The organism is Luteimonas sp. MC1572 (genome assembly GCF_016615815.1).
In the GTDB taxonomy this organism is placed as follows: domain Bacteria; phylum Pseudomonadota; class Gammaproteobacteria; order Xanthomonadales; family Xanthomonadaceae; genus Luteimonas.
The window spans coordinates 2,725,859-2,748,500 of the sequence record NZ_CP067112.1 but is presented as its reverse complement, the minus strand read 5'-3'; the positions used below and the strand labels follow the sequence as shown (position 1 = coordinate 2,748,500).

Genomic DNA, 22,642 nt, shown 5'->3' with positions numbered 1-22,642 from the left:
GCTATTCAGGGGGAAGGGATGAGTGAGGCGAGTCCGGGTGACCACCGGGAGTCTGGCGCGCGCGTGTCATTGGGCAATGAGAACCTGGTCGTCTTTCGCGCCAGCAGGTTGGACGCATTGCTCGATCCCTTGTTGGAACTCCTGAACCAGTTCCCCCCCGACGACGTACTGGCGCCGCAATCCATAATTGCGGCGCAGCCTGGCATCAAGCAATGGTTGCCTGGTGCATTGGCGCGCAGGCGGGGTTCTTCCAGCATCGTCGCCAATGTGCAGATCCAGCTGCCCAGCGCGTGGTTGGACGCGTGCACACACGAGTACCTGGGTGAATCGGCGGTCGCACTGCAGGACTACCGCACCGAGCGCCTGCGTTGGCGCATCCACGGCTTGTTGGCCGGCCTTGCCGATGACGGGGTTGCAGCCTGCCTCGACGGTGCAAACTCGAACTTGCGCAGATACCAGTTGGCCGACCGCCTCGCCAAGGAGTTCACGCAGTACGTGATGTATCGGCCCGACTGGCTTGCGGCCTGGCAGACTGGACAGCCCGCTGCTCGCAACGCCGGTTTCCAGCCCGAGCTGTGGCGCCGCTTGCGGAACCAGATCCGGTTGCCGCATCGGGGGGAGTTGCTTGAACGCTTGATCGAACAGTTGCAGTCGGCAAGCACGGACATCCCGCAAGACCCCCTGCATGTCTTTGGCGTCAATCATCTGTCGCCAGCCGAGCTGCGCCTGCTCACAGCCATGGCGGCGCGCCGGCCAGTGTGCCTGTACGTCCCCGATCCGTCCGCCAGGTATTGGGGAGATGCCTCCGCGACCGGCAGTCGCCAGCCGCGGCTGGTGGGATTGCCAGCCTCTGCGGAACGCCGCGAAACCCTGAGGTCGGGTGAAGTGTTCGAAGCGGCTTCGGAGTCGCTGTTTCTTGATGAAGTAGGGCACCCCTTGCTCGCCAGCTGGGGCCGCATGGGCCAGCACTTCATGCTGGCGCTCGAGGCCAGCAACCTCGCCATGGACGTTCGCCACGGGGGAGACGAGGTTCCGCACCCTGTGGACGTGGCCCAGCCCCTGTTGAGTCGGGTGCAGGCGAGTATCCGCGAGCTCGACCCGAACCTGCCGGTGCGCGCAAGTGCCGCGCCCGCCGATGACGACGCCACTCTCCGCATCCACTCCTGCCACACGCGCTTGCGTGAGCTGGAAGTCCTGCGTGATGCCTTGCTTGCTGCACGCAGCGAGATGCCGGATCTGAAGCCAGCCGAGATTGCGGTGATGGTGCCGAACATGGGCGCCTACGTGCCGTTGCTGGCTTCAGTGTTCGGCCCGGCCGGAAGCACGAAGGTGGATCTTCCCTACCACCTGGCCGATGTGTCGGTGGCGCGCACGCACTCCATCTTCACAGCGTTCACGCAGCTGCTGTCGTTGCCGCAGTCGCGCATCAGCGCGCCTGAAGTGGTGGACCTGCTGCGCATTCCCCAGGTCGCCGCGGCCTTCGGCATTGACCCAGGCGGGGTCGAGACGCTGGCCCACTGGCTGCAGCGGGCGGGTGTCGCTTGGGGCCTGGACGGCGAGTTTCGCGCCAGGCAGTTTGATGTGCCTGCCAGCCCCGAGTTCACCTTTGCGTGGGGCATGGAACGCATGCTCGCCGGCTACGTATTTGGACAGGAGGTTCCGGGGCGGGCCTTGGACATGCCGGTCGCGGCCAAAGGCGAGCCCGGACGCCTGTGGCCGGTGGAGGGCATCGAGGGGCCGCAGGCACAGTTGCTGGGCGCGCTGGATTCGCTGCTGCTCAAACTGGCGTCGCTGCACAAAGCGGCGACCGTTCCGCGTGCCGCCTCGGCATGGAGCGCGACGTTGCTGGAATTCGTCGACGGCTTCTTCCGTATCGACCGGCGTGATCGCGACGCCCGCGAGGCGCTTGCCACCTTGCGTGGTCTGATCGGAGCATTGACGGCGGACACCGCGGGGGCCGGCGACCCCGAACTTCCATTCGAAGTGGTGCGCGAGGTGCTGCTCGAGCGCCTCTCAGCGGTCTCCGATCGCCAGCACCTGTTGATGGGCGGAATCACCTTCTGCGGCATGGTGGCCGCGCGCTCACTGCCGTTCCGCGTGATTGCGGTGCTTGGTCTCAACGATGGCGAGTTCCCGCGCCAGGCCAATGCCGCCGGACTGGACCTGACCGTGGCACCGGGCAACCGCCGCATCGGTGACCGGGACGTGCGCAATGACGACCGCTATCTTTTCCTCGAGACCATGATGGCTGCCCGCGAGCAACTGCATCTCAGCTACGTCGGCGAGGGTGTCCAGGACGGGCAGCCGCGCAACCCGGCCGCGCCACTGGCTGAATTGATGGGATTCCTCGATCAGGGCACTGCCGCCGAAGGCACGCCGCTGAAGAAAGAGGATCCACTGCGTCCCTGGTATTTTCGCCACCCGTTGCAGCCTTTCGATGCACGCTACTTCGAAAAAGACAGTCGCTTCTTTTCCTTTGACGCAGGCCTCGCGGCAACCCACATCGGCACTGAAGAGCCTGTTCCCTTCATCGCCGCGCGCCGTCCGAGCGAACCCGAAGGTGACGTGGTGGTTCCGCTCCGCAGTGTCATTGGCTGGTTCAAGGATCCCGCCAAGCAGGTATTGACTTCCGCCCTGCAGATTCGCCTGGATGCGCTGGAAGAGGGGAGACTCGCTGCAGACGAGCCGCTGGCCGCAAAGCTGCCTTCTGTCGAAAGAGTCCCATGGCGGTTGGCGTTGGAGGCGCTGCTTGGATCTCCCGAAGCCCGCGCTATTCCCACCGATCCGCCTGATTGGCTCCGGCTGGGCGGTCAACTGCCTGCGGGTCGCTTGGGCGGCGCGGCTTGGGCGGGCGATAAGGGCGCGCGACCACAAGCTGTAAAAATGCTTGATACCGTCCCGCCGGGCTTGGCTGGGCGACCGCTGCAGCGCGCGCCACAGGCGGTGTCCTGGGAAGGACGCGCAATCAGCGTAGCGGGTGAGATAGGTGAGGTCTTGACCTCACTCGATGAGTCGACCCTCTGGGTGTTCGATGCCCATGCAAAGCCGGAAGATAGGCTTGAGTTCAAGCAGCGCATTCCGCTTTTCCTGCACTGGGCGCTGGTGCGCCTGCAAGCGCCGGATCACGTCGACGTGCGTGTTTGCCTGTTGCTCAATGAGAGGGTCAAGAATCCAGTTCGCGACTGGCGTGATTCACTTGAATTGTGGTGCGCCGCATTCTCCAACGACGCTGACAGTCGCGGTGAGCTTCGCATTGAGCTGGGTCAACGGGTCCAGCAACTTATGGACGTCTATCTTGCTGCACAGCGCGACACCGTGTGGTACCTGCCCGTGACGTCCTGGGCGAGTCGTGCGGACGGCTGTGCCGAAGCAGCGAGAAATGCGTGGGCGGGTGGTGAGCGAGTGACAGGCGAGATGGACTATTCGCCAGGCTATGCGGGGCTGTTCGCCCGGGGAAGCGGGTTGGAGAAATTACCTTCAGAGCAAGTCCAGGCCGAACTGAAGCGCATCGCCAGGATGCTGGACCGGATCATCCAGCTTGACCGCCAGCTGTCACCGGCAGAGTCGATACATGCAACAGCGGAAGTGGAATCATGAGCGTCATCGAGCTCGAAAGTCCCACCATCGCCGGCTCCTGGCTGGACCTGTCTCTGGACGAAGCGGGGCGCAGCCTCATTGAAGCCAGTGCCGGCACGGGCAAGACGTGGACCATCGCCGTGCTGTACTTGCGGCTGTTGCTGCAGCACGAGCTGTCGCCGCGTCAGATCGTCGTCGCCACCTTTACCGAAGCATCAGGCCAGGAACTGCGTGAACGCATTCGTCTGCGGGTGCGCGACGCCGCGCGCTGGAGCGATCTGGCCGCGCGGGGCGAGGCTCCTGAAGGTGCGGATGCCGCATTGGACTGGCTGCGCAAGCGCTGGGAATCGGTCTCCACGCCTGACGCAGACAGCAAGCGCCTGCAACTGGCGCTCTCGGAGCTGGATAGCGCACCGATTGGCACCTTGCACTCGTTGTGCCAGCGCATCCTGCGCGAATATCCCTTTGAAACTGGCAGCCAGTTCGAGCAGGGCGAGCTGAGCAGCGGGAAAGACCTGCTTGCGGAATGTGCGCGTGATCTGATCCGGTGTGAGACCGCGTCCGATGGCGAAGAAGGGGAGCTTCCCAGCCTCGGTGCATTGGAGCGGGAACTCGCCGTGTTGCTTCGCCCAGGGGTCTCGGTGCCGCTGCTCGTTGCAGACGAGATCCGCGCCGCCCTGCCAGCCGATGCGGCTGATCGTATTGAAGCTTTCGCCAGCGATACTTCCATGTACCCGCTGACAGCGAGCGCAGGGGTTCCAGAGAAGAAGCTGCACAACGCTCTGGTTGGGCTTGCGAACTGGTGTCGGGACGCTGGTGTCGTGATTTCACCTACTTGGCTCGACTACCTGAAGAAACCACAGAATCACCTCAACCCGGACGCATGGGAACGCTTGCAGCATAGTCCCGAGCTGGAGATGGTGTTTCGAGCCCTCGATGCCTATCAGGCACCGGGTGATGTTGCCGAGTCGAGGCTTCTCGCGAAACGGCAAGCAATGGCAAGACGCGTTTGGGATCAGCGCCTTGCCGCCCGCAACGAGCTGACGTTCGACTCGTTGCTCACGCGCACGCACGATGCTGTGACCAGAAATCCGTCACTTGCCAGGCAACTCCAGGAGGCCTGGCCCGTCGCACTCATCGACGAGTTCCAGGATACCGATGCATTGCAGTACGGAACCCTGGACACGATCTACAGAAATGATGAAGGTAGTTTGCGCGGTCGCCTGGTCATGATCGGCGACCCCAAGCAGGCCATCTACAGCTTCCGCGGCGGCGACATCGATACCTATCGACGCGCCGCAGCGAGCGTGACCGATCGACTGGTCCTGGACACCAACTACCGTTCTGATAAAGCTTTGGTTGAAGGCTTCAATCGACTCTATGCGCTTGCAGGGCGCGGTTTGAGCAGCCGTGATGCCCATGACATTCGCTACAGCGATGTGAAGCCGGGGCAAGCCCTGAATCGTTACCTGGTCGATGCGAAGCCGAGTCGCCAACCTTTGGCACTTCATTACCTGTCCGAGTGCCCTGGTGACGCGCCCACCCGCAAGCAGCTCGCGCTCAAAGCCTGCGCCAACCAGATTGCGCAGATGCTGGCATCCGATTCGCATCAGGTTGAAAGCACGCAGTTGAAGCCCGGCGACATCGCGGTCCTGCTGCCAACCCACGATGCCGTAGCGGACTTGCGGGATTTCATGAATGAACTGGGCGTGCCCAGTGTCGGCGCTGGACGCAGCAGCGTATTCGCAGGTGGGTGGGCGCAGGAAGTGCAGCTGATCCTGCATGCGGTGCAGCACCCACACTCCACGGCTGCCATCCACGCTGCACTGGCCACGCGGCTGGGGGGCATGGACTTCGGTGGACTACAGGCATTGCGTGCCGAGCCGGCAGCCCAGGCTCGGGTGTCCAAGCAGTTCGAAACCTTGCGGGAGATCTGGGCCGGAGCGGGTGTACTCGCCGTCGTCGGCACGGTGCTCACTGCCGCGGCAAGTCGCCTGCTGGCCTGCAACGACGGCGAAAGGGCAATGACGGACGTCCGCCATCTTGGCGAACTGCTGCAGGGAGCTGAAGAGGAGATGCATGGCGCAAGCCAGCTTCTGGCGTGGCTGAGTGACCAGCGCCTGGAGGCTAGGAGCAGCACCGAGGCCGAGGAATCTCAACTGCGGATGGAGTCCGATGCCCGACGCGTGAAGCTGATGACACTCCATGCCAGCAAGGGCCTGGAATTTCCTGTCGTGTTCCTGCCGCTGATGTGGGCCCATGGCGGAAGGGACAATGAAATAGCGTTGCTCCCTGATCAAGGTGGGGGGCGCAAGGTCGGATTCGGTGAAGAGGCGACGCGGAAATTCCAGCAAGCGGCACAGGACGAGCGTTTCCGCGTCCTGTATGTCGCCCTCACGCGCGCGAGACACGCGTGCCACGTGTACGCCTTGCCGCCTGCTCGCCGAAAAGATGGCAGCACGCCAAAGCCAGCTGCCGGGTCGGAGCGTTCGGCGCTTGACGTCACGATCACACGCCTGATGCGCGCCACGAACAACGGACAGGATCTGGCGACCACCGCCGTAGGCTGGTCCGAAGGCTGGCCATGGACTGCCCCACCCAGGCTTGCGTTCGACGAGTCGGACAAGTGTCCGCGTAAGGCCCGGCCGATGCCGAAGCGCGCCCCCGTCCATGAGCGTCTGCACAGCTTTTCCAGTCTCAGCCAGGGTCGGCATCCGGTTCGCGAGGAGCAGGCGGCCGCGGACGAGGATGCCGAGGTGCTGGTTGAGGTTGATACAGAGGCACTGCCGCAAGCCAGTCAGGAATCGCCTTCGGCACCGGCAAGCACCGACCCATCCGCAGCGGACAAGGTCCTGAAACAACTCGCCTGGATCCGCGGCGCCGAGTTCGGCAATGCGCTCCACCAGGTTTTCGAGGACCGCCGCATCGGTGCCGCTATGGCCGACCAACACCCGTTGATCGACAGTGCGCTGCGCCAGCACGGTGTCCGCATCAGCGAGATCCCGCAGACGCGGCAAGGCGCAGCACCGGAGGAGCCGACACGCGCCGAAGTGGTGGCGCGCATCGCCGAACGCGTGCAGGCGGCACTCGATGCTGACCTCGGCGACGGCATCCGCCTGGGCGCAATGCCGGCGCGTGCGCTGCGCGCGGAGATGGCGTTCCACTATCCCGTCGACGGCGTCCGTGTGGCGTCGCTGCGTCGGCTCTGCGCTGCCCACCAGATCGCGTTCCCCAACAACGCCACGCATCGGCTGTACGGCCTGATGCACGGCAAGATCGATCTGGTGTTCGAACACGGAGGACGTTTCCACGTGCTCGACTACAAGGGCAACCAGGTGGGTGGCCGCGAAAGTGGGGGCACGCTGGCCGATTACGATCGCCCGTCGCTCGACAACGTCATGCGTCAGCACTGCTACGAGCTGCAGGCCCTGTTCTATACGGTGGCCGTCGAACGCCTTTTGCGCCAGCGTGTTCCCGGCTACCAGCGCGAACAGCATTTGGGTGACACGATCTACCTGTTCGTGCGCGCCGCCGGTCTCGCCCCCGGCGCAGGCGTTTGGCGCCACCGCTTCAGCGATCCGCTGCTCGATGCCGCCGATGCCATCCTGGCGGGGCGTGCCGGGGTTGAGCAGGAAGCGCAGGCCCTGGAAGGAATGGAAGCATGACGGTCCTCAGTTTCAAGCCGGTTGCCGATGCCGCTTCCCTTCCCGAAACCTGGGGAACGCTGCAGCAGGCGCTCTACCGCTGGCTGGGCCAATGCGGGGCAAGTGAAGCAACCGCCACGGTGGCGGCATGGACCAGCCTGGCCGAGAGTGCGGGGCATACGGCGCTGGACCTGCGGCAGCCGGTCTTCGCGGAACTGCCTGCCTTGAGCGAGTCGGCCATGACTGCGCTGGAGGCCGACAAGCGTTTCGTGAGCGACGGCAACGGCGAGCCCACGGTGCTGGTGCTGGATGCCGAACAGCGGGTCACGCTGTGGCGCAACCACACCCACGAAACCGTGCTCGCCGAGGCGTTGCTCGCACGCTGCGCGGCAGCCACTCACGCGCCAGTTGGCGGCCTGGAGGCTGACCTCGATGTCCTCTTCCAGGGGCGTCGAGATGCCACGGTCCAGGCACAGCGGCAAGCAGTCGCGGGTGTCCTCGGCCAGCGCCTGTTCGTGCTGACCGGCGGCCCGGGTACCGGCAAGACCACCACCGTGCTGCGGATGCTGCTGATGCTGCAGCGACATCGCCCGGCGCCGTTGAAAGTGCACGTCGCCGCACCTACCGGCAAGGCTGCGCAGCGGCTGCGCCAAGCACTGCGGGATGGGCGACAGCAATTGCAGTCGGGCGACGCAGCGCGCGGGATTGCGCCGCTCCCCGCAGACTGGCTGCCAGCCCTTGACTGCATCCCGGACCGCGAGGCCCTGACCCTGCACCGCCTGCTCGGCTACGAGCCCTACGCCGAACGCTTCAGCCGCAACGCCGACAATCCCATTGCCGCCGATGTGGTGGTGGTGGACGAGGCCTCCATGGTGGACCTGCGGATAATGCGCAGCCTGTTCGACGCGGTGCGCCCAAATACCGTGCTGGTGCTGGTGGGCGATGCCGATCAGCTGACCTCGGTGGCCGCGGGTTCGGTGCTGATGGACATCGTCGGCGCGCTGGAGGGCAAGGGGCCGCTGGTGCGGCTTCGCCACAGCTTCCGGGCCGAGCAGGCGCCGCTGCAGGCCATCAATGAGGCCATCCGCGAAGGCAGCCTGGCGAAGTTGGACACGGCCCTGGCGGATGCGGGCGAGCAGGCCAGCGTGCATGAGGTCGCCGACGCGGCCGCGCTGGTGCGGCGCGTGGACGCGTGGGCCAGAGAGCTTTCACTGCTGCCGATCCGCCCCGACACGGGCGAGGCCGGCGCCCTGCTGGCACTGCGCGCGCTCGCGGGCCAGCAGCTGTTGTGCGCCCTGCGCCGCGATGACTTCGGCGCCACCGCCATCAATGCGCGTCTCGAGGTCCAGCTTCGCAAGGCCTGGAAGGTGCCAGCTGATGAGGTCTGGTATGCGGGGCGCGCCGTGCTGATCACCCGCAACGACTACGACAGTGGCTTGTTCAATGGCGACGTGGGCTTGTGCCTGGCCGATGAGGGCGGCCAGCTGCGCGTCTGGTTCGAAACAGTGCTGGCCGATGGCAGCCCAGGTGTACGCAGCTTTGCGCCCGGCACGCTGCCGGCCCACGAAGGCGCCTTCGCGGTCACCATCCACAAGAGCCAAGGCTCCGAGTACGCGCGTGTTGCGGTCGTGCTGCCACCGGACATCGAAAACCGCATCCTCAGCCGGCAGTTGCTCTACACCGGCGTGTCGCGGGCCAAGCAGAAGGTTGAGATCTGGGCCGCCCAGGCCTCGCTGGAGGCCGCCATGTCGACGCCGGTGAGGCGGATGGGCGGGCTTGCGTCCAAGCTCGATTCCGACGTGCAGTCATCTGCGTCCTTCAATCAGAACGGGCCTGCGGTCGCGCCCGACAAATCACTGGAAAGTGCCCAAGCATGAAGTTCATCCACACCGCCGACTGGCAGATCGGCCGCCAGTACGGTTTCAAGGCCGCCGATGACAGCCCGGATCCGTCCGCGGCCATGCAGCAGGCCCGCTTCGATGCGGTGGCCCGCATTGCCGCGCTGGCCACAGCGGAAGAGGTGGACGCGGTGCTGGTGGCCGGCGATGTCTTCGACAAGCAGGGCCTGTCGGATGTTTCCCTGCGTCGGGTGATCCACGCGATGGAAGGCTTCACGGGCCTGTGGATCCTGCTGCCTGGCAATCACGATGCAGCGCTCGCGGAAAGCGTGTGGAGCCGGCTGCAGCGTCTCGATGTGGTTTCGTCGAACGTGTCCATATTGACCACGCCGGAGGCCGTCGAATTCGCCGAGCTGGGCTTTGCCGTGTTGCCGGCCCCGCTGACCCAGCGCCAGACCCACACCGACCTGAGCGAGTGGTTCGATACGGCGCAGACGGCACCAGGCCTGCTGCGTATCGGCCTGGCCCATGGCAGCGTTGCCGGCATTCTTCCGGAAAGTGCCGACTCGGCCAATCCGATCGCACCGGACCGAGCCGCCACCGCACGTCTGGATTACCTGGCCTTGGGCGACTGGCACGGCACCAAGCGCGTCGACGAGCGCACCTGGTACAGCGGCACCCCGGAACAGGATCGCTTCAAGGACAACGATTCGGGCAACGTGCTGGTCGTGGAGATCTCCGGCCCGGGCAGCGTGCCCTTAGTGACGTCACGGCGTATCGGCCGCTTTCGCTGGCAGGAGCCCGGCGTTGAGATCAACGGCGCGCCTGACATTCTGCAGTTTGCCGCCGAGTTGCAGGCGCTGGACCAGGATTGCGTGGTCCGCTGCCATGTCGCCGGCATGATCGACCTGGCCGGCAATGGCCAGTTGCGCCAGGTGATCGAGGCGGCGCAGGCGCGCGCGCATGTGCTGGAGGTCGACACGGCCCATCTCAGGCTCGAACCCTCTGATGCAGACGTGCAGGCCATGCGCATCGATGGCGTGGTTGCCGAACTCGTCGATGAACTGCGCACGCTGCAGGAGGACCCGGACCAGGCCGCGACGGCCAACGAGGCATTGAAGCTGCTGTTCGACCAGCTGCAACAGCAGGGGGCCAGCGCATGAAGCTGCACCGCATCCGCATCGAACAGTTCCGCAAGTTCAACCAGGCGATCGAGATCGCCGGGCTGGAAGACGGCCTCAACGTCCTGCACGGGCCCAACGAGGCGGGCAAGAGCACCATCGCCTCTGCGTTGCGGACCCTTTTCCTGGAGAAGCACAACACCGGTGGTGGGGAATTCACCAGTCTGCTTTCGCCGGTTGGCGCGGGCAATGCGGCGCCAACCGTCGAGGCCGAATTCAGTCTACTGGGGCAGGAGTGCCAGGCCAGCAAGACCTTCCTCGTCAGGCCGCGTGCACGCCTGACCATCGGCACCGAGAGTTGGGAGGGTGGCGATGCCGACAAGCAGCTTGCCAGCCGGCTTGGGTTCGGGCTGTCGGGCGCAGGCGCGAGCCGTGCGGCAACGCGCGGCATTCCCGGCCTGCTGTGGATCGAGCAAGGCTCGGCTTCGGCGTTGGAAGAGCCGGTGACGCACGCAGAAGCGTCCCTCGCCGAGCGCCTCAAAAGCATTATGGGCGACATCGCAAGCACGTCAGGCGGAAGGCTTGCCGTGGCCTTGCGCGCCGAGCTGGGCAAGCTGCGCACCGCGACGGGAAGATCCACCGGCATCCTGGATGCCGCCGAGAAGGCGCTCGCCGCCTCTGCCGAGCGCCGCGATGCCTTGCTGGCAACCAGCCGCGAATACCAGACACTGACCGACCGCCTGAGCCGCGACCTGGCCGAACAGGGCCGGCTGACGGCCGAGCGGCATTGGGAAAGCTTGGAGCGCGAAAGGCGCGCGGCCGAGTCGCAGCTTGCCGAGCTGCAGCCGCAGCAGCGCGATCTGGACGCCAGTCGCCAGAGATTGCGCGAGCTCAACGCACGCATCACCAGCCTGCATACGCAGGCCGAGGACCGGACCAGGGAGCTGGCACTGCTGGCCGCCCAGCGCACGACACTGAAGCAGTTGCGCGAACAACAGAACCACGAGACGCAAGCGATGCAGCGCGCGGACGAAAACCGGAGCACGGCACGCGCGGCCCTTGGTGCTGCGCGCCAGCAGCACGAGGCCGCCCAGGCATGCCAGCAGCGTCTGTCCCTGCAGGCCGAAATCCAGCGCTGTGGGGACGACATCGTTGCCGTCGACGGCACGCTGGCCAAGGCCCAGGCGTTTCAGGCCGCGCTGGTGGGGCTGCGCGAGCAGTCCGGCGCGGTGCGCCTGTCCACGGCGGACCTCGCCCGGTTCGAGCAGCTCGACCGCGAGCTGCGCGAGACCCGCATCCAGCGCGAGGCCATTGCCACGCGCGTGGTGTTCCGGTTGGGCGAAGGCCAGCGCATCGACCTTGGCACCAGCGGCGTGCTCGAAGGTACGGGCAGCCTGCTGATCACCGATCCGCTGACCCTGCATCTGCCGGGGCTGGGCGAAATCGAGATCGCGCCCGGCGGTGAAGACATCGCCAGGCTGGCGGAGCAGTCCAGCCGCCTTGAGGACGCACTGACCACGCTGGGCGCCAGCCTCGGCGTGTCCGGTCTGGCCGAAGCGCAGGCCCGCTGCAGCCGGCACCAGGAGCTGGAGCGCGAGATCGAGTTGAAGGACGTGGAGTGCAGCGCGCTGCTCGGCGGTTCGGAGGTCTCGGCCTGGCAGGCCAGGCTGGCGGACCTGCGCGGGCGTCAGCAGGACCAGCAGCAGGTGCTGGCCCGGTTGCCGGAGCTGCAGGTCGAGCTGTCGCTGGACGATGCGAGGCATGCCAGGGAAGAAGCCGAGGTTGCGCTGACGGCCTGCGAGGAACAGTTCGAGCTCAACCGCCGCAGCATTGTAGAAGCTGGCCTGGAGTGCGAAGGCCTGCAGGGGCGGATCAAGGCGGCGACGGACCGGCTGGAAGGCGAGGCCGCGGACAGCGCAGCGCAGTCAGCGGCGCGCGAGTTGCTGGAGGCCGTTGCCCGCCGTGATGGCTTGCAGGAAAAGATCGGCGCGGCCGAGGCCAAGCTTGCAGCGCTGCGGCCGGAGGACCTGGAAGCGGACGTGCAGCGTCTGCAACTGGCGATCGATCTGGTCAACAAGCAGCGCAGCACGCTGCACGAGGCAATTACGGCGGCGAGGGCCAAGCTGGAAACGCTGGGTGCCGACGGCCTGGATGAAAAGCTGGCGGGCGCGGAAATCGAGGTCGAGAACCTGGGCAAGCGCCTGGCGCACTACCGGTTGCGTGCCGATGCGCTGGGCCTGTTGTGCAGCCGTCTGGGCGCCCGGCAAGAGGAGGCGATACAGCGCCTGTATGCGCCGCTGCGGGTCAAGCTGGACCACTACCTGCGGCAGCTGTTCCCGGCCAACCAGGTGACGGTGGACATCGACAAGCTGCGCCCCAGTTCGATCGCACGGGACAATGCGGCGCTGGGTTTCGAGCAGCACAGTCATGGCACCCGCGAGCAGCTGGGGGTGATTGCCCGCTTTGCCTATGCGGACCTGTTGAAGGAGGCCGGCCAGCCGACGTTGATCGTGCTGGACGATGCGCTGGTGCACAGCGACGAGGCGCGGCGGCAGCAGATGAAGCGGATCCTGCACGACGCCTCGCTAAGGCACCAGATCCTGCTGTTTACCTGTCATCCGGAGCATTGGCGGGATGCCGGGGCGCGGGTGCTGATTGACGTGGCGGGACTGTACGACGCCGCTGCATGACAACAATCGAATTCACTTGTGATTCGGAGAATGGTTTGGAAAACGCAGTCGCTGTAACGCCTTATCAGTCGCAGTATTACGCGTGGATGCTGACCAGCCATGTCGGTGGGGACTCGGTCGACGCGCTGGACACGACCCTGGTCAATTCGCAGGTGGATCTCAACCCTCACCAGGTCGATCCCGCACTCTTTGCCTGCAACAACCCGCCGTCCCGCGGCGTGCTGTTGGCAGATGAAGTGGGACTCCGTTAGCAGGTCGGCATCGAAGGTCGCGTCCACGCTGGTGCTGTGCTGGCGCCGCCACTGGGGTGCCATCTCCTTACGCCAGGTCACGGAGAAGTCCGAGCAGGTGGGGGTGTCGGGAATGGCGGTGCAGTGAACTGGGTACTTCGGTTGCCGAATCGAGGACCTAGTGGAGTACGTGCCAGGGACGTTGGACAATCTGGCCGTCGCCGCCAGTGAGAAAGATGTGAGCTAGTGTCGAAGAGTTGAATGTGGCGCAGGGGGCGTCGCAAAGGCTGTATGACAGGGGGCGTGATGGCAGTAGAGAGGTTGGGGCGCGAACCCATTGATGGGCGGCCGCTTTACCAATATCAGGTTGATATGGGGCATCTGTCTGGTCTTGAGGTGTTGCTCAACCACCCTCTTGCGATCGATGAGCAGAAAATTCATGCGCTAGCGCCCGTAGCAGCAGCTAGATTCGCTTCGAGCTACGAAGAAGGCGGCGTGCCGTCATGGGCGGATTGTGGGGCGGAAATCGACCGACTCTACGGCACCACCCCGTACAGTCAGGCAAGGTTCCGCACGCTGATGGAGCTGAGCTTAAACCGGTACCGAGTGCCCGTTATCAAAGGTGATAGAGGTGCAGTACTCCTCCTCCAAACGATTATTTCTCAAGCGGGCCTCCCAAGTGGGATGCTGAGACGGGGCAGGACGCTTCGAGGCGTCTTGGATGAGCTTGTGAGAGGGCGCGCACTTGGCAGCGACAATCTTCAATCGGAAGCCTCCAAGCTGATTTCGGAGGCTGTTGATAACGGCAAGCTAAGGAAGGCTTACCAGGAGGCAGGCCACCTCCCCAAATTGTGCGCAGACTTGGTTGACGCGGTCGTTCGGTTAACTGAACGAGCCAAATGGACGAGTGGTCCGCTGGCTCCGCTGTGGGAACTTCCGAATTGGAGCAGGGAGTTGCCTTTCAGGGTAGAAGAAAGTACCGCACGAGAAATCGTCACAGAGCTTCTCGGCGTCGCCACCGCCGCTGTTGGTGGCGATGCCTTGGCCGTCGATCGGATACTTTCTTGCAGCGACGGCATCTGGTCCATGAAAGCGCGCGCAGTGGTCCCCAGCGAAGGCATCGAATTGCCAGATGAGAATCGCCAGATGCTCTTGATCCAGTACGCGATGGGGCAAGAACAAGAACCGGTAGGCGAAGCCTTCCGTCTCCAACTACAAAAGGATGGCTCGTACAGGCTGCCGAGGGACGTTGAAGAGGTTCTGGTCGGCAAGGTAAGCCAACGTATCTCGCTCGTCCGGCAGGATGTTGATGGGAGGTATCTGCCCTTAGAGTGCGCGCGGGGTGAGCCTCTGGGAGAAAGTGCAACCTGGGTGTTTGAACCACGCAGGGGCGAGTACGTGTACAAGGCCGATGCGCCCGTGCGGCTGCGCACCTCAGAACTGCTGGTAGCCGTGGCAGAAGGGACTGAAGTAACGGGCGATGCCGTGAAAACCGGCGAGCGCCTGTCGCTGCAAGGTGTGAGCAAGGCGCTCTGGAAAGTGACCGGAAGGGCGCAGGTCATTGATGCGGATGGCGAGTTGGCACTGATCCACGCGGGATACGACGGACCTCAGGTCTACCTCGACTTTAAAGGCAAGACTCCCGCTTTCCAGACGCACAAGTTCTCCGCAGTGTTCCTGGGAGATCCAATCGCCCGTCGTTCCGGAGCCCTTTCTGGGCGGATCGAGTGGCGAAAGGCGGGAGAGCAGGAGTGGAATACTCGGCCGGTACGAACGGAAACAGGACATCTGTCGTTCCGACTGGTATCAACCGACGGCGATGTGCTTGCAGAACGTCGAAGAGTGTTTGTGCTACCCGAAGAATTTCGGCCGACAATCACTAATAGATCGGTTTCGTTCAGTATTCCCGGGAACCTTGAAGTCAAGGGCCATGCTCCAAATCCGGAGGGAAATTACATACTCGAATTTGGCCAGGATTCAAAGCTGGACGTCACTGTTATAGCCGAAGGTTCCGAGATAGGAATCACGTTCAAGCGGTCAATGTTGACCTCGTTTTCGAGCGTGGCAACAGGAGAAGAGGTTCATGTCGGTACGAGCAAAGTCAGCTCACGGGTCGCTGATGGTTTTGTAGCATCCTCTGATCTTCATGACAGCATCGAGGTTAGTCGCAAAAGTGACCACTGGACCGCGGCTTATGCGATTGGTTTGCAGGGCGGGAAGCTCTACCTTTCCGATGAGCGAGTCAAGGGCTACCGTAAGGCCCTCTCGTTTCATCCGCGGGGGCGAACGCACGCGCTCGTTGTGCAATTCCAGAATGGCCCCAAACTTGAGATCGACGAATACAGGATCAAAAGGAATGGCAGCGTCCTGACCGTTGAAGGAGCTGCGCCGGACATCTTGCTCGAATTGAAACGTATGGTTCCGGCTAATGACGTCCAGTCTGACATCGTGCAGCTGGAACGCATTGACCCGGAAAATTGGGCGATTCCAGAATGGCTTGACAGCGCATCGACCTACCTTGCCGTCGATACGACGCATCAAGCCGCCCCGTGCCTGGTTTCGGCCGAAAGGAACGATCAGGTTCAAAAGCGGTGCTTCCACGCTGCGATCGAGATCACGAACGAATCGGAACGGGAAACCGAGCTCGTAGACCTGTACAGGCAGTGGACTGACAGCACGCATGATGGCGTCGCGTCCAGTGAGATTGATGCCTGCCTTCAATGGATGGGGGAGTTTCAGTTCGAACTGCGATGGTTGGATCCGTTCCTGGTCCTGGCAGCGAATCCAGAACTGGCCATGCGCATGCTGGCGTTGGCAAGGCTAAGAGGACAGATTCAAGCCGAGCAGGGCCTGCGCTGGGCCTTGGACGATGTGCCTCTCTTTTGGCATCGGGTCACTCACCGCGAACTCGAGATGCTCCGTGCGTGGGCGGGCCATCAGCTGGGGAATGGCGCGCTGGATGAAATCCATCGACTTATGGGTCAAGACGGCTTGTCTGTTCCAAGTCGACTGATGAAGTCCCCCACTTTGCGCCTCTGCCATCCCGCGTGGCTTGAAGGATGGCAGGAGCGGGTGATCGACTGGTGCAGTGCATCGGGTCGCGATTACCAACTTCGAGTTCCTGATGTTGGCGAGGCGGCAGAGGCTATCTGGATGACAATTGAAGCGCACAACCTGTTCGATCAGGCGCGGCGTCGACCTCAGAGGCTTCCGGCTGACATAGATCTGTTCCGAACCCACCTTCTCGCGCCCTATGAGCTCGCAATTCTGATGTCGCGCGGAGTCGAGCCTGAGCCTGGACTCAGGGACGACTTTCTCTTCGCGCGACACATGATTGATCCCGTTCAGTTCGATGACGCTTACTGCGTTGCGCTATCGCTGCTTGAAGGAACCTTGTGAAGACCTACGAAAACCTGAAAATCCATCCGCTCCTCGATCGAATCCCGGCGAGGCTGGCGGACGCAATGTTGAGCATGCTGCGACCAGCAGACGTGGGCCTTCGTGATTGGCTTGGGGATCGTCTTTCCGCCTATCCAGGGAGCCCTGGTGCCATCCTTGGTGACCCCTTGATTGAGTGTATGTACCGGTGGCAAGGCGGAGATCAGACGGTCGGTGATCTGCAAGCCGCCGGAATTCTTCAGCCGGGGTTCGTTGAGTCGCTGGAACGCGCGTCGGGCGACTACCACTTTCCCAGGGATCGCAAGCTCTTCACCCACCAGCTCTCGGCGCTGGAATCCACAAAAGCCGGGAAGTCCATTCTGGTCTCTGCCGGAACCGGCGCCGGCAAGACGGAATCATTCCTGTTTCCGATCCTGAACGACCTGTGCGAGCAGTCGGTTGGTTCCAAATCCACTCTGGAAGGGGTCCAAGCCCTTTTTATCTATCCACTTAACGCGCTGATCAGGAGCCAGAAGGAGCGGCTTGTTGCCTGGCTCGAAGCGCAGGAAGGTCGTCACCGGTTCGCGCTTTACAACGGTGACATGAAGGATGCCCTTCCGACAGCCAGTAGGGCGGCATTTCCTGCAGCGGAAGTGCCTGACCGGGAGCGGCTACGGGAGAGCCCCCCGCCGTTGTTGATCACCAATACGACGATGCTGGAGTTGATGCTTGTCCGTCCGCAGGACCGCCCAATTCTGGAGAGATCCGCCGGCAAGCTGCGCTGGGTCGTCATTGACGAGGCGCACTCGTACACCGGCAGCCAGGCCGCCGAACTGACCCTGCTTCTGCGCCGCACGTTGCAGGCCTTCAAGGTGCAGCCGCGCGAAGTTCGGTTCATTGCAACCTCCGCAACCATCGGCGACCAGAGCGAGGAGTCCACAAAGGCACTGAGGCGATTCCTTGCGGATGTGGCCGGGTGCGAAGAGGAGAGCGTCGATGTTATTCGCGGATACAGGGAAATTCCTTCGCTTGAGCCTGTTGGTGGCAACGCTCCGAGCCTCGAAGAACTTGAAGCGCTGTGCAATCAGCAATGCAGTGATGCGGAGGAGCTTGTTTCAGCGCTTCGCTCTTCCCCGGTTGCCATGGCAACAAGAAACCTGTTGATCGAGCGATCTGCTGCCACCCTGAGCGAGATCCAGGAGCACTCCGGACTGTCGTCAATGCAGGAAGCAGCGCGCTGGGTGGACGTGGCATCGTCAGGCAAACAGGAAGACGCGCCGCATTCGGATGGCCGATTTCTTCCCATCAGGGCTCACCTTTTCCAGAAGACCATCGATGGCATCTGGGCCTGCGTCAATCCCAGCTGCTCGGGCAGAGCGCCGGCGGCTCTCGAGGATTGGCGACACGGTGCCCTCTTCGGTGAGATCCAGGGCAGCTGCGCGCATTGTGGCTCGCTCGTACTTGAAGTTTCGCTGTGCAATGACTGTGGTGGAACCGCTCTGCGGGGCGTCCTGTCTTCCGATCGCAAGTACGTCAAAGGAATGCACGATGATGAGGACGAGTTTCTCGCCGATGCAGAGGCTACGGAGGATGAGCCGGCAGAGGCAGCAAAATACAAGCAGGTCATCCTCTCCAGTCTGGAGGACAACATCGCCAAGGTTGACGTAGGGGATGCCCGATTCAACCCTGTCAGCGGAGAGATTGCCGCGCTGGACGGTGAGATCGCTTTTGCAGGCGTTGTCTGGAATCCCTACAGCCCCACGAGTCAGGGGTATGGGGACGAGGCAAATCGCTCTTGTCGATGCCCGCGTTGCGGCAGTTCAAATGAAAATCCAGATAAAGCCAGGCGATCCATTCGGCTGGCTGCACCCTTTTCACTGAGTAACGTTGTTCCTGAACTGCTGTCGGCTGCGCCACCAGACCCTAAGGCGATGGGAGACGGTGTGCTGATGGAAGGCCGGCGGCTGCTCATGTTTACAGATAGCCGGCAAGGAACTGCTCGCGGCGCGGCGCGTTTGTACGACGGCGCATTGCGCGACTACATCCGCTACGTGGTTCCTGAAATGCTGCCCAGGCCGCTCTCCGAGGAAGATCGCGAGGTCTACGCGGATGAGCGTGAGCGGCTTGTGGCCGAGGTGGAAAAGAACCAGAACGAAAGTAGGCGAAATCTTCTGGAAAACAGTCTTCGCGGGGTTGAAGGAGCGCTTGCTGGACAGGGCTCGATTGCTTGGCTGGAAGTTCAGGATGCCTTAGCGCAAAAGCGCGCAGTTGAGAGTGCAATTACCCCCTACTTTTCTGACCTCATGGGTGCTGTTGAACAGGACAGAGTGGCCAGGCTACTGTTGTTGCGGGAGCTGTACCGAAGGCCAAAGCGGACCAATTCGCTCGAGACGCTGGGGCTTGTGTCGCTCAGGTATCCGGGCATTGAACGTATCCGGGCAGGGCAACTGCCGCGTGCGTGGGTAGAGATCGACGGCAGCCTCAAGGATTGGAAGGATTTCCTCAAGATCTACCTCGACTTTGTTGTCCGCGAGAACGCGTGCGTCGAACTGACTAACGACGAGAAGGACTGGATCGGAACCCGGTTCAGTCGCAAATTCCTTGTTGACGAGATCGGGACAGGCGAAAGTCAGAGATATCTCTGGCCAAGACTGAATCCGGACACCGGAGCCGGGGGGCGCTCGCGCCTGCCCCGCCTGTTGCGCGCGGCGTTTCCTGCGGTCCGTGACCTGCAAATCAGCGATGTACTGCAAGCTGCCAAATCAAGCCTTCTGGCGAGCGGACACCTGACGAAAGGCGATCAGCCAGGCCATTTTCTCAACTGGGCGACGGTTGAGTTGGCTCGCCCGACGCAGCTCTGGCTCTGTCCAGTGACCCGGCGGCTGCTTGATACCACCTTGCGGGGCGTGTCGCCCTATCACCAAGGTGACGTATCTCCCGTCAGCTGCCAGCCGGTCACATTGCCGGTTCCTCCTCATGTGCTCTGGGAGCGTGATGGACAATCCGTTCCGGCCGGCGAGCGCGAATCCTGGTTGTCCGGCAAGAAGGCGGGCCATCTGCTTCAAGCGCTTGGCCTTTGGCCGGAAGCCTTGGATCGTGCATTGACCGGCACTGAGTTCTATGCGGCCCGTGAGCATTCGGCGCAGATCGACCAGGCCAGGCTGGATGAACTCACCAGTCAATTCCAGTCAGGAGCGCTCAACGTGCTGAGTTGTTCCACGACCATGGAGATGGGTGTGGACATTGGCAGTCTGGCCGTGGTTGCCATGGCGAACCCACCGCCCACCGTGGCCAACTACCTGCAGCGTGCTGGTCGTGCTGGCCGCCGGGGTGAAACACGGGCGCTTGCGTACACCGTGTGCAGAGCAGAGCCACGCTCGCTCGCCATTTTCAATGCCCCGGACAAGTTCCTCTCGTCCACGATCAGTCCCCCGGTCGTGCAACTCGGTAGCCCGGTGATCGTCCAGCGCCACCTCAATGCTTGGCTGCTGCGCGACTTCCTGATGGAGGAAGGTACCGCACACGGGGCGTTGGGTATGAAGGCTGGAGGATTTTTTGGTATCAGCGCCCCGACTATCCAGGGGCAGCCTGGTGAGGATCACTGGGACAACTCGATCTACCAGCGTCTGATGGCGTTCCTGCAGCAGCCGCAGAGCTATTCCGAGGCCAAGCGGAGACAGATCAGGAGTCTGCTGGATCGCTCCAGTCTTGTCGACGTTGAGCTGGAGGTCTTGCTCGACACAGCCCGAGAATCGTTTGAAGCCGCAGCGTCTGGCTGGCGCGTGGAGTGGGATGCGGCCAAGCGCCAATGGGATGAGGTGACCGCAAACGATGCCGCAAAAAAGGCGCTGACCTATCGGTTGATCCGGCTTTGTGATGAGTACCTGTTGCAACTATTGACGATACGAGGGGTGTTGCCTGCGCGTGGATTCCCGGTTGACGTTCGCGAATTGATCATCGTCCAGGGGAACGGCAAGGCCAAGGGCAAGGAGAGCGATCGGAAGGCCATGGGCAACCGCGCTCTTAGCCGTGAACTGCCTGTCGCACTACGCGAGTATCAGCCCGGTGCCAACGTCGTCGTGGGCGGCGCTGTCTATGCGGTCGGTGGCCTGACAATGAATTGGCGGCGTCCCGCGGACGCCGGTGCCGCAAGCGAGATCCAGAATCTGCGCTGGCGCTTGCTCTGTCGGGAATGCAGCGAGGTCACTGACAGTCCGGTTTGCCCCGAAGCCTGCTCAGCGTGTGGGCACGCGGTTGAGGATGGTGCACGTAGCAGCTTCGAGTACATCGTTCCTGCCGGCTTCGTTGTGCCCCTAGGCTCGAAGCCCAACGATGACATCTCGCGTCCAACGTATGTTCCCGGTGAAATGCCATTGTTCAGCCTCCGCAACCGGGATGGGAGCTATGCCCTTCGGCGGATGTTGCGCAACCAGATGGGTTGGGTTCGTGTCGGCCGTTCCTCGGAGGTCTATCACCAGACGTTCGGCCAGGCCCATAGCGGCTTCACACTGTGCCTGGGCTGCGGCTGGTCCACTCCAGGTCGGGTCCAGCCGGCCCGGAACGGGACGACTCCCCACAGGCAGCCGTTCACGAATAAATCCTGTCAGGCTGCTATCGATAACCCCTGGATGGTCAAACATCTGGGTGCTCTCGGGGCAACAACGCGTACTGATGTCCTTGAGTATGTGCTGGTGCCAGGGATAGATGGCAGTCCCCTGCAGGAGTCGGCCGTCGCGTCCACGCTGGCCGTCCTGCTCCGCAAGGTAATTGCCAAGCGGTTGGGCATTGACTCGCGCGAGATCGGGTTTGCCACCCAGAAGGTGTTGCTCCGCGGCAACAGAGGTTTGGCAGTCCTGGTATACGACACGGCCTCGGGTGGTGCCGGGTATGTCTCCGGTCTGGAAGGACAGGCCGAAGAACTGCTTTCCGATGCCATAGCTGAGGCGTGCAAGTGCCCCGCGAACTGTGACTCGACCTGCCCGGAATGCCTGCTGGCGCATGACACCCGGGATGTGGCCGGCGAGCTGGATCGCCATGCCGTAACCCGGGTGTTCGGCGGGCAGTTCAAGGGTTCACTTCTGGTGCCCGACGGTGCGAAGGACTGTCTCGGCAGTAATGCCGCCTGGGAGGTGAGGAGCTTGCAGGATGCCGTCGTCGCCACGTTGGCAACCGCGAGCCAAGCGTCCATTGCCTTTTACGATTCAGGCGAAGAACAAGCGACCGAAACTTCGCCGTTGATGATAGTTGCCCGGCGTGTGCATGACCGTTATCCGGCGGTGGCGCGCAGGCTCGTTGTCTCGCGCGAGCGATTCCAGTCTGAACCGACTTTCCGTCGCCGCTGCGCCATCCTGCGCGAGGCTGGTGTCTTCTCGCAGATCGGTCTTTGGGACGAACCGGACGGGGAGTTCCTGCCGCAGGTGCTCGTTGAGACGCGAGGCGGCTTCTTCGCCTGGGTATCCGAGCGAGAAACGGGCATCCACGTTCGTGGCCAATATCCGGACTTCCCCGGAGTGGAATGGCTGGACACACCTGCGCTGGAGAGCGAGCTTCGCAGCGGTGGCAACGCTGCCATGACGGTGATCGACCCGCATCCGCCCTTGGCGGCAAAGGAATTCTTCGACGCGCTCTTTCTGCCCATGCTTGCCGAGCTCGACCCGGCATTGCCCAGCATGCTCAATGAGAGCGTCATGCGGGTCGAGTACGGCGATCGCTACTTTCGCAGTCGTAGCAGCGCGGGAGCATTTGCGACACTGGTCAAGGGCGTGGTGGGACATTCGCGCCCGGCCGATCGCGAGGTCAAGATCGTCAGTATGTCCGTGATGGATAGACCTCCCGGCCAACACTCGGGTTATGGGGATTGGCAAAGCGACTTGGAGCGCGACCGCGACCTGAAGGCAAGCCTGCCAGGCTTCAAGGTCGTCACCGTTGAAGTGTCTCGCCGCAATGCACCCCACCAACGCACCTTGAGCGTTTACTTAGATGATGGTCGCGTGCTGCGGATCATGTTTGATCCAGGAGTCGACTATTGGGAACAGACGCGTGGTCTGGCCATCACGCCGAAGTCACGAAATACGCAAAATGGCGAGAAGCAGATTGTGATTTCCCGCCTGGAATCGGCAACAGGTCAGTGAGGCTACGTAACTCCCCATTGCACACGGCTGTGCT

Annotated in this window: 8 protein-coding genes; all 8 read left to right on the top strand. The window is 62.9% G+C overall.

Annotated elements, in window-relative coordinates; all coding sequences use genetic code 11:
- The first annotated feature begins 18 nt into the window (after positions 1-18).
- The 8 genes from recC to JGR64_RS12515 all read left to right on the top strand — a co-directional run bounded on the left by recC (position 19) and on the right by JGR64_RS12515 (position 22,608).
- Positions 19-3,597 (top strand): exodeoxyribonuclease V subunit gamma, encoded by a 3,579-nt coding sequence (recC, locus tag JGR64_RS12550; RefSeq protein ID WP_199373774.1) that lies wholly within the window; start codon positions 19-21, stop codon positions 3,595-3,597.
- On the top strand, positions 3,594-7,241 hold the full coding sequence (locus JGR64_RS12545; RefSeq protein ID WP_199373772.1) for a UvrD-helicase domain-containing protein: 3,648 nt from the start codon (positions 3,594-3,596) through the stop codon (positions 7,239-7,241). The genes recC and JGR64_RS12545 overlap by 4 nt, the downstream gene beginning before the upstream one ends.
- Positions 7,238-9,097 (top strand): exodeoxyribonuclease V subunit alpha, encoded by a 1,860-nt coding sequence (gene recD, locus JGR64_RS12540; RefSeq protein ID WP_199373770.1) that lies wholly within the window; start codon positions 7,238-7,240, stop codon positions 9,095-9,097. Before JGR64_RS12545 ends, recD begins: the two co-directional genes overlap by 4 nt.
- On the top strand, positions 9,094-10,221 hold the full coding sequence (locus JGR64_RS12535) for a DNA repair exonuclease (RefSeq protein ID WP_199373768.1): 1,128 nt from the start codon (positions 9,094-9,096) through the stop codon (positions 10,219-10,221). Before recD ends, JGR64_RS12535 begins: the two co-directional genes overlap by 4 nt.
- On the top strand, positions 10,218-12,869 hold the full coding sequence (locus JGR64_RS12530) for an AAA family ATPase (protein WP_199373766.1): 2,652 nt from the start codon (positions 10,218-10,220) through the stop codon (positions 12,867-12,869). The genes JGR64_RS12535 and JGR64_RS12530 overlap by 4 nt, the downstream gene beginning before the upstream one ends.
- On the top strand, positions 12,866-13,120 hold the full coding sequence (locus JGR64_RS12525) for a hypothetical protein (protein ID WP_233348205.1): 255 nt from the start codon (positions 12,866-12,868) through the stop codon (positions 13,118-13,120). Before JGR64_RS12530 ends, JGR64_RS12525 begins: the two co-directional genes overlap by 4 nt.
- A 282-nt stretch (positions 13,121-13,402) precedes the next feature.
- On the top strand, positions 13,403-16,498 hold the full coding sequence (locus tag JGR64_RS12520) for a hypothetical protein (protein WP_200649744.1): 3,096 nt from the start codon (positions 13,403-13,405) through the stop codon (positions 16,496-16,498).
- A complete protein-coding gene (locus JGR64_RS12515) occupies positions 16,495-22,608 on the top strand; it encodes a DEAD/DEAH box helicase (RefSeq protein ID WP_199373762.1) in 6,114 nt (2,037 codons plus the stop codon). The genes JGR64_RS12520 and JGR64_RS12515 overlap by 4 nt, the downstream gene beginning before the upstream one ends.
- Positions 22,609-22,642 lie beyond the last annotated feature (34 nt).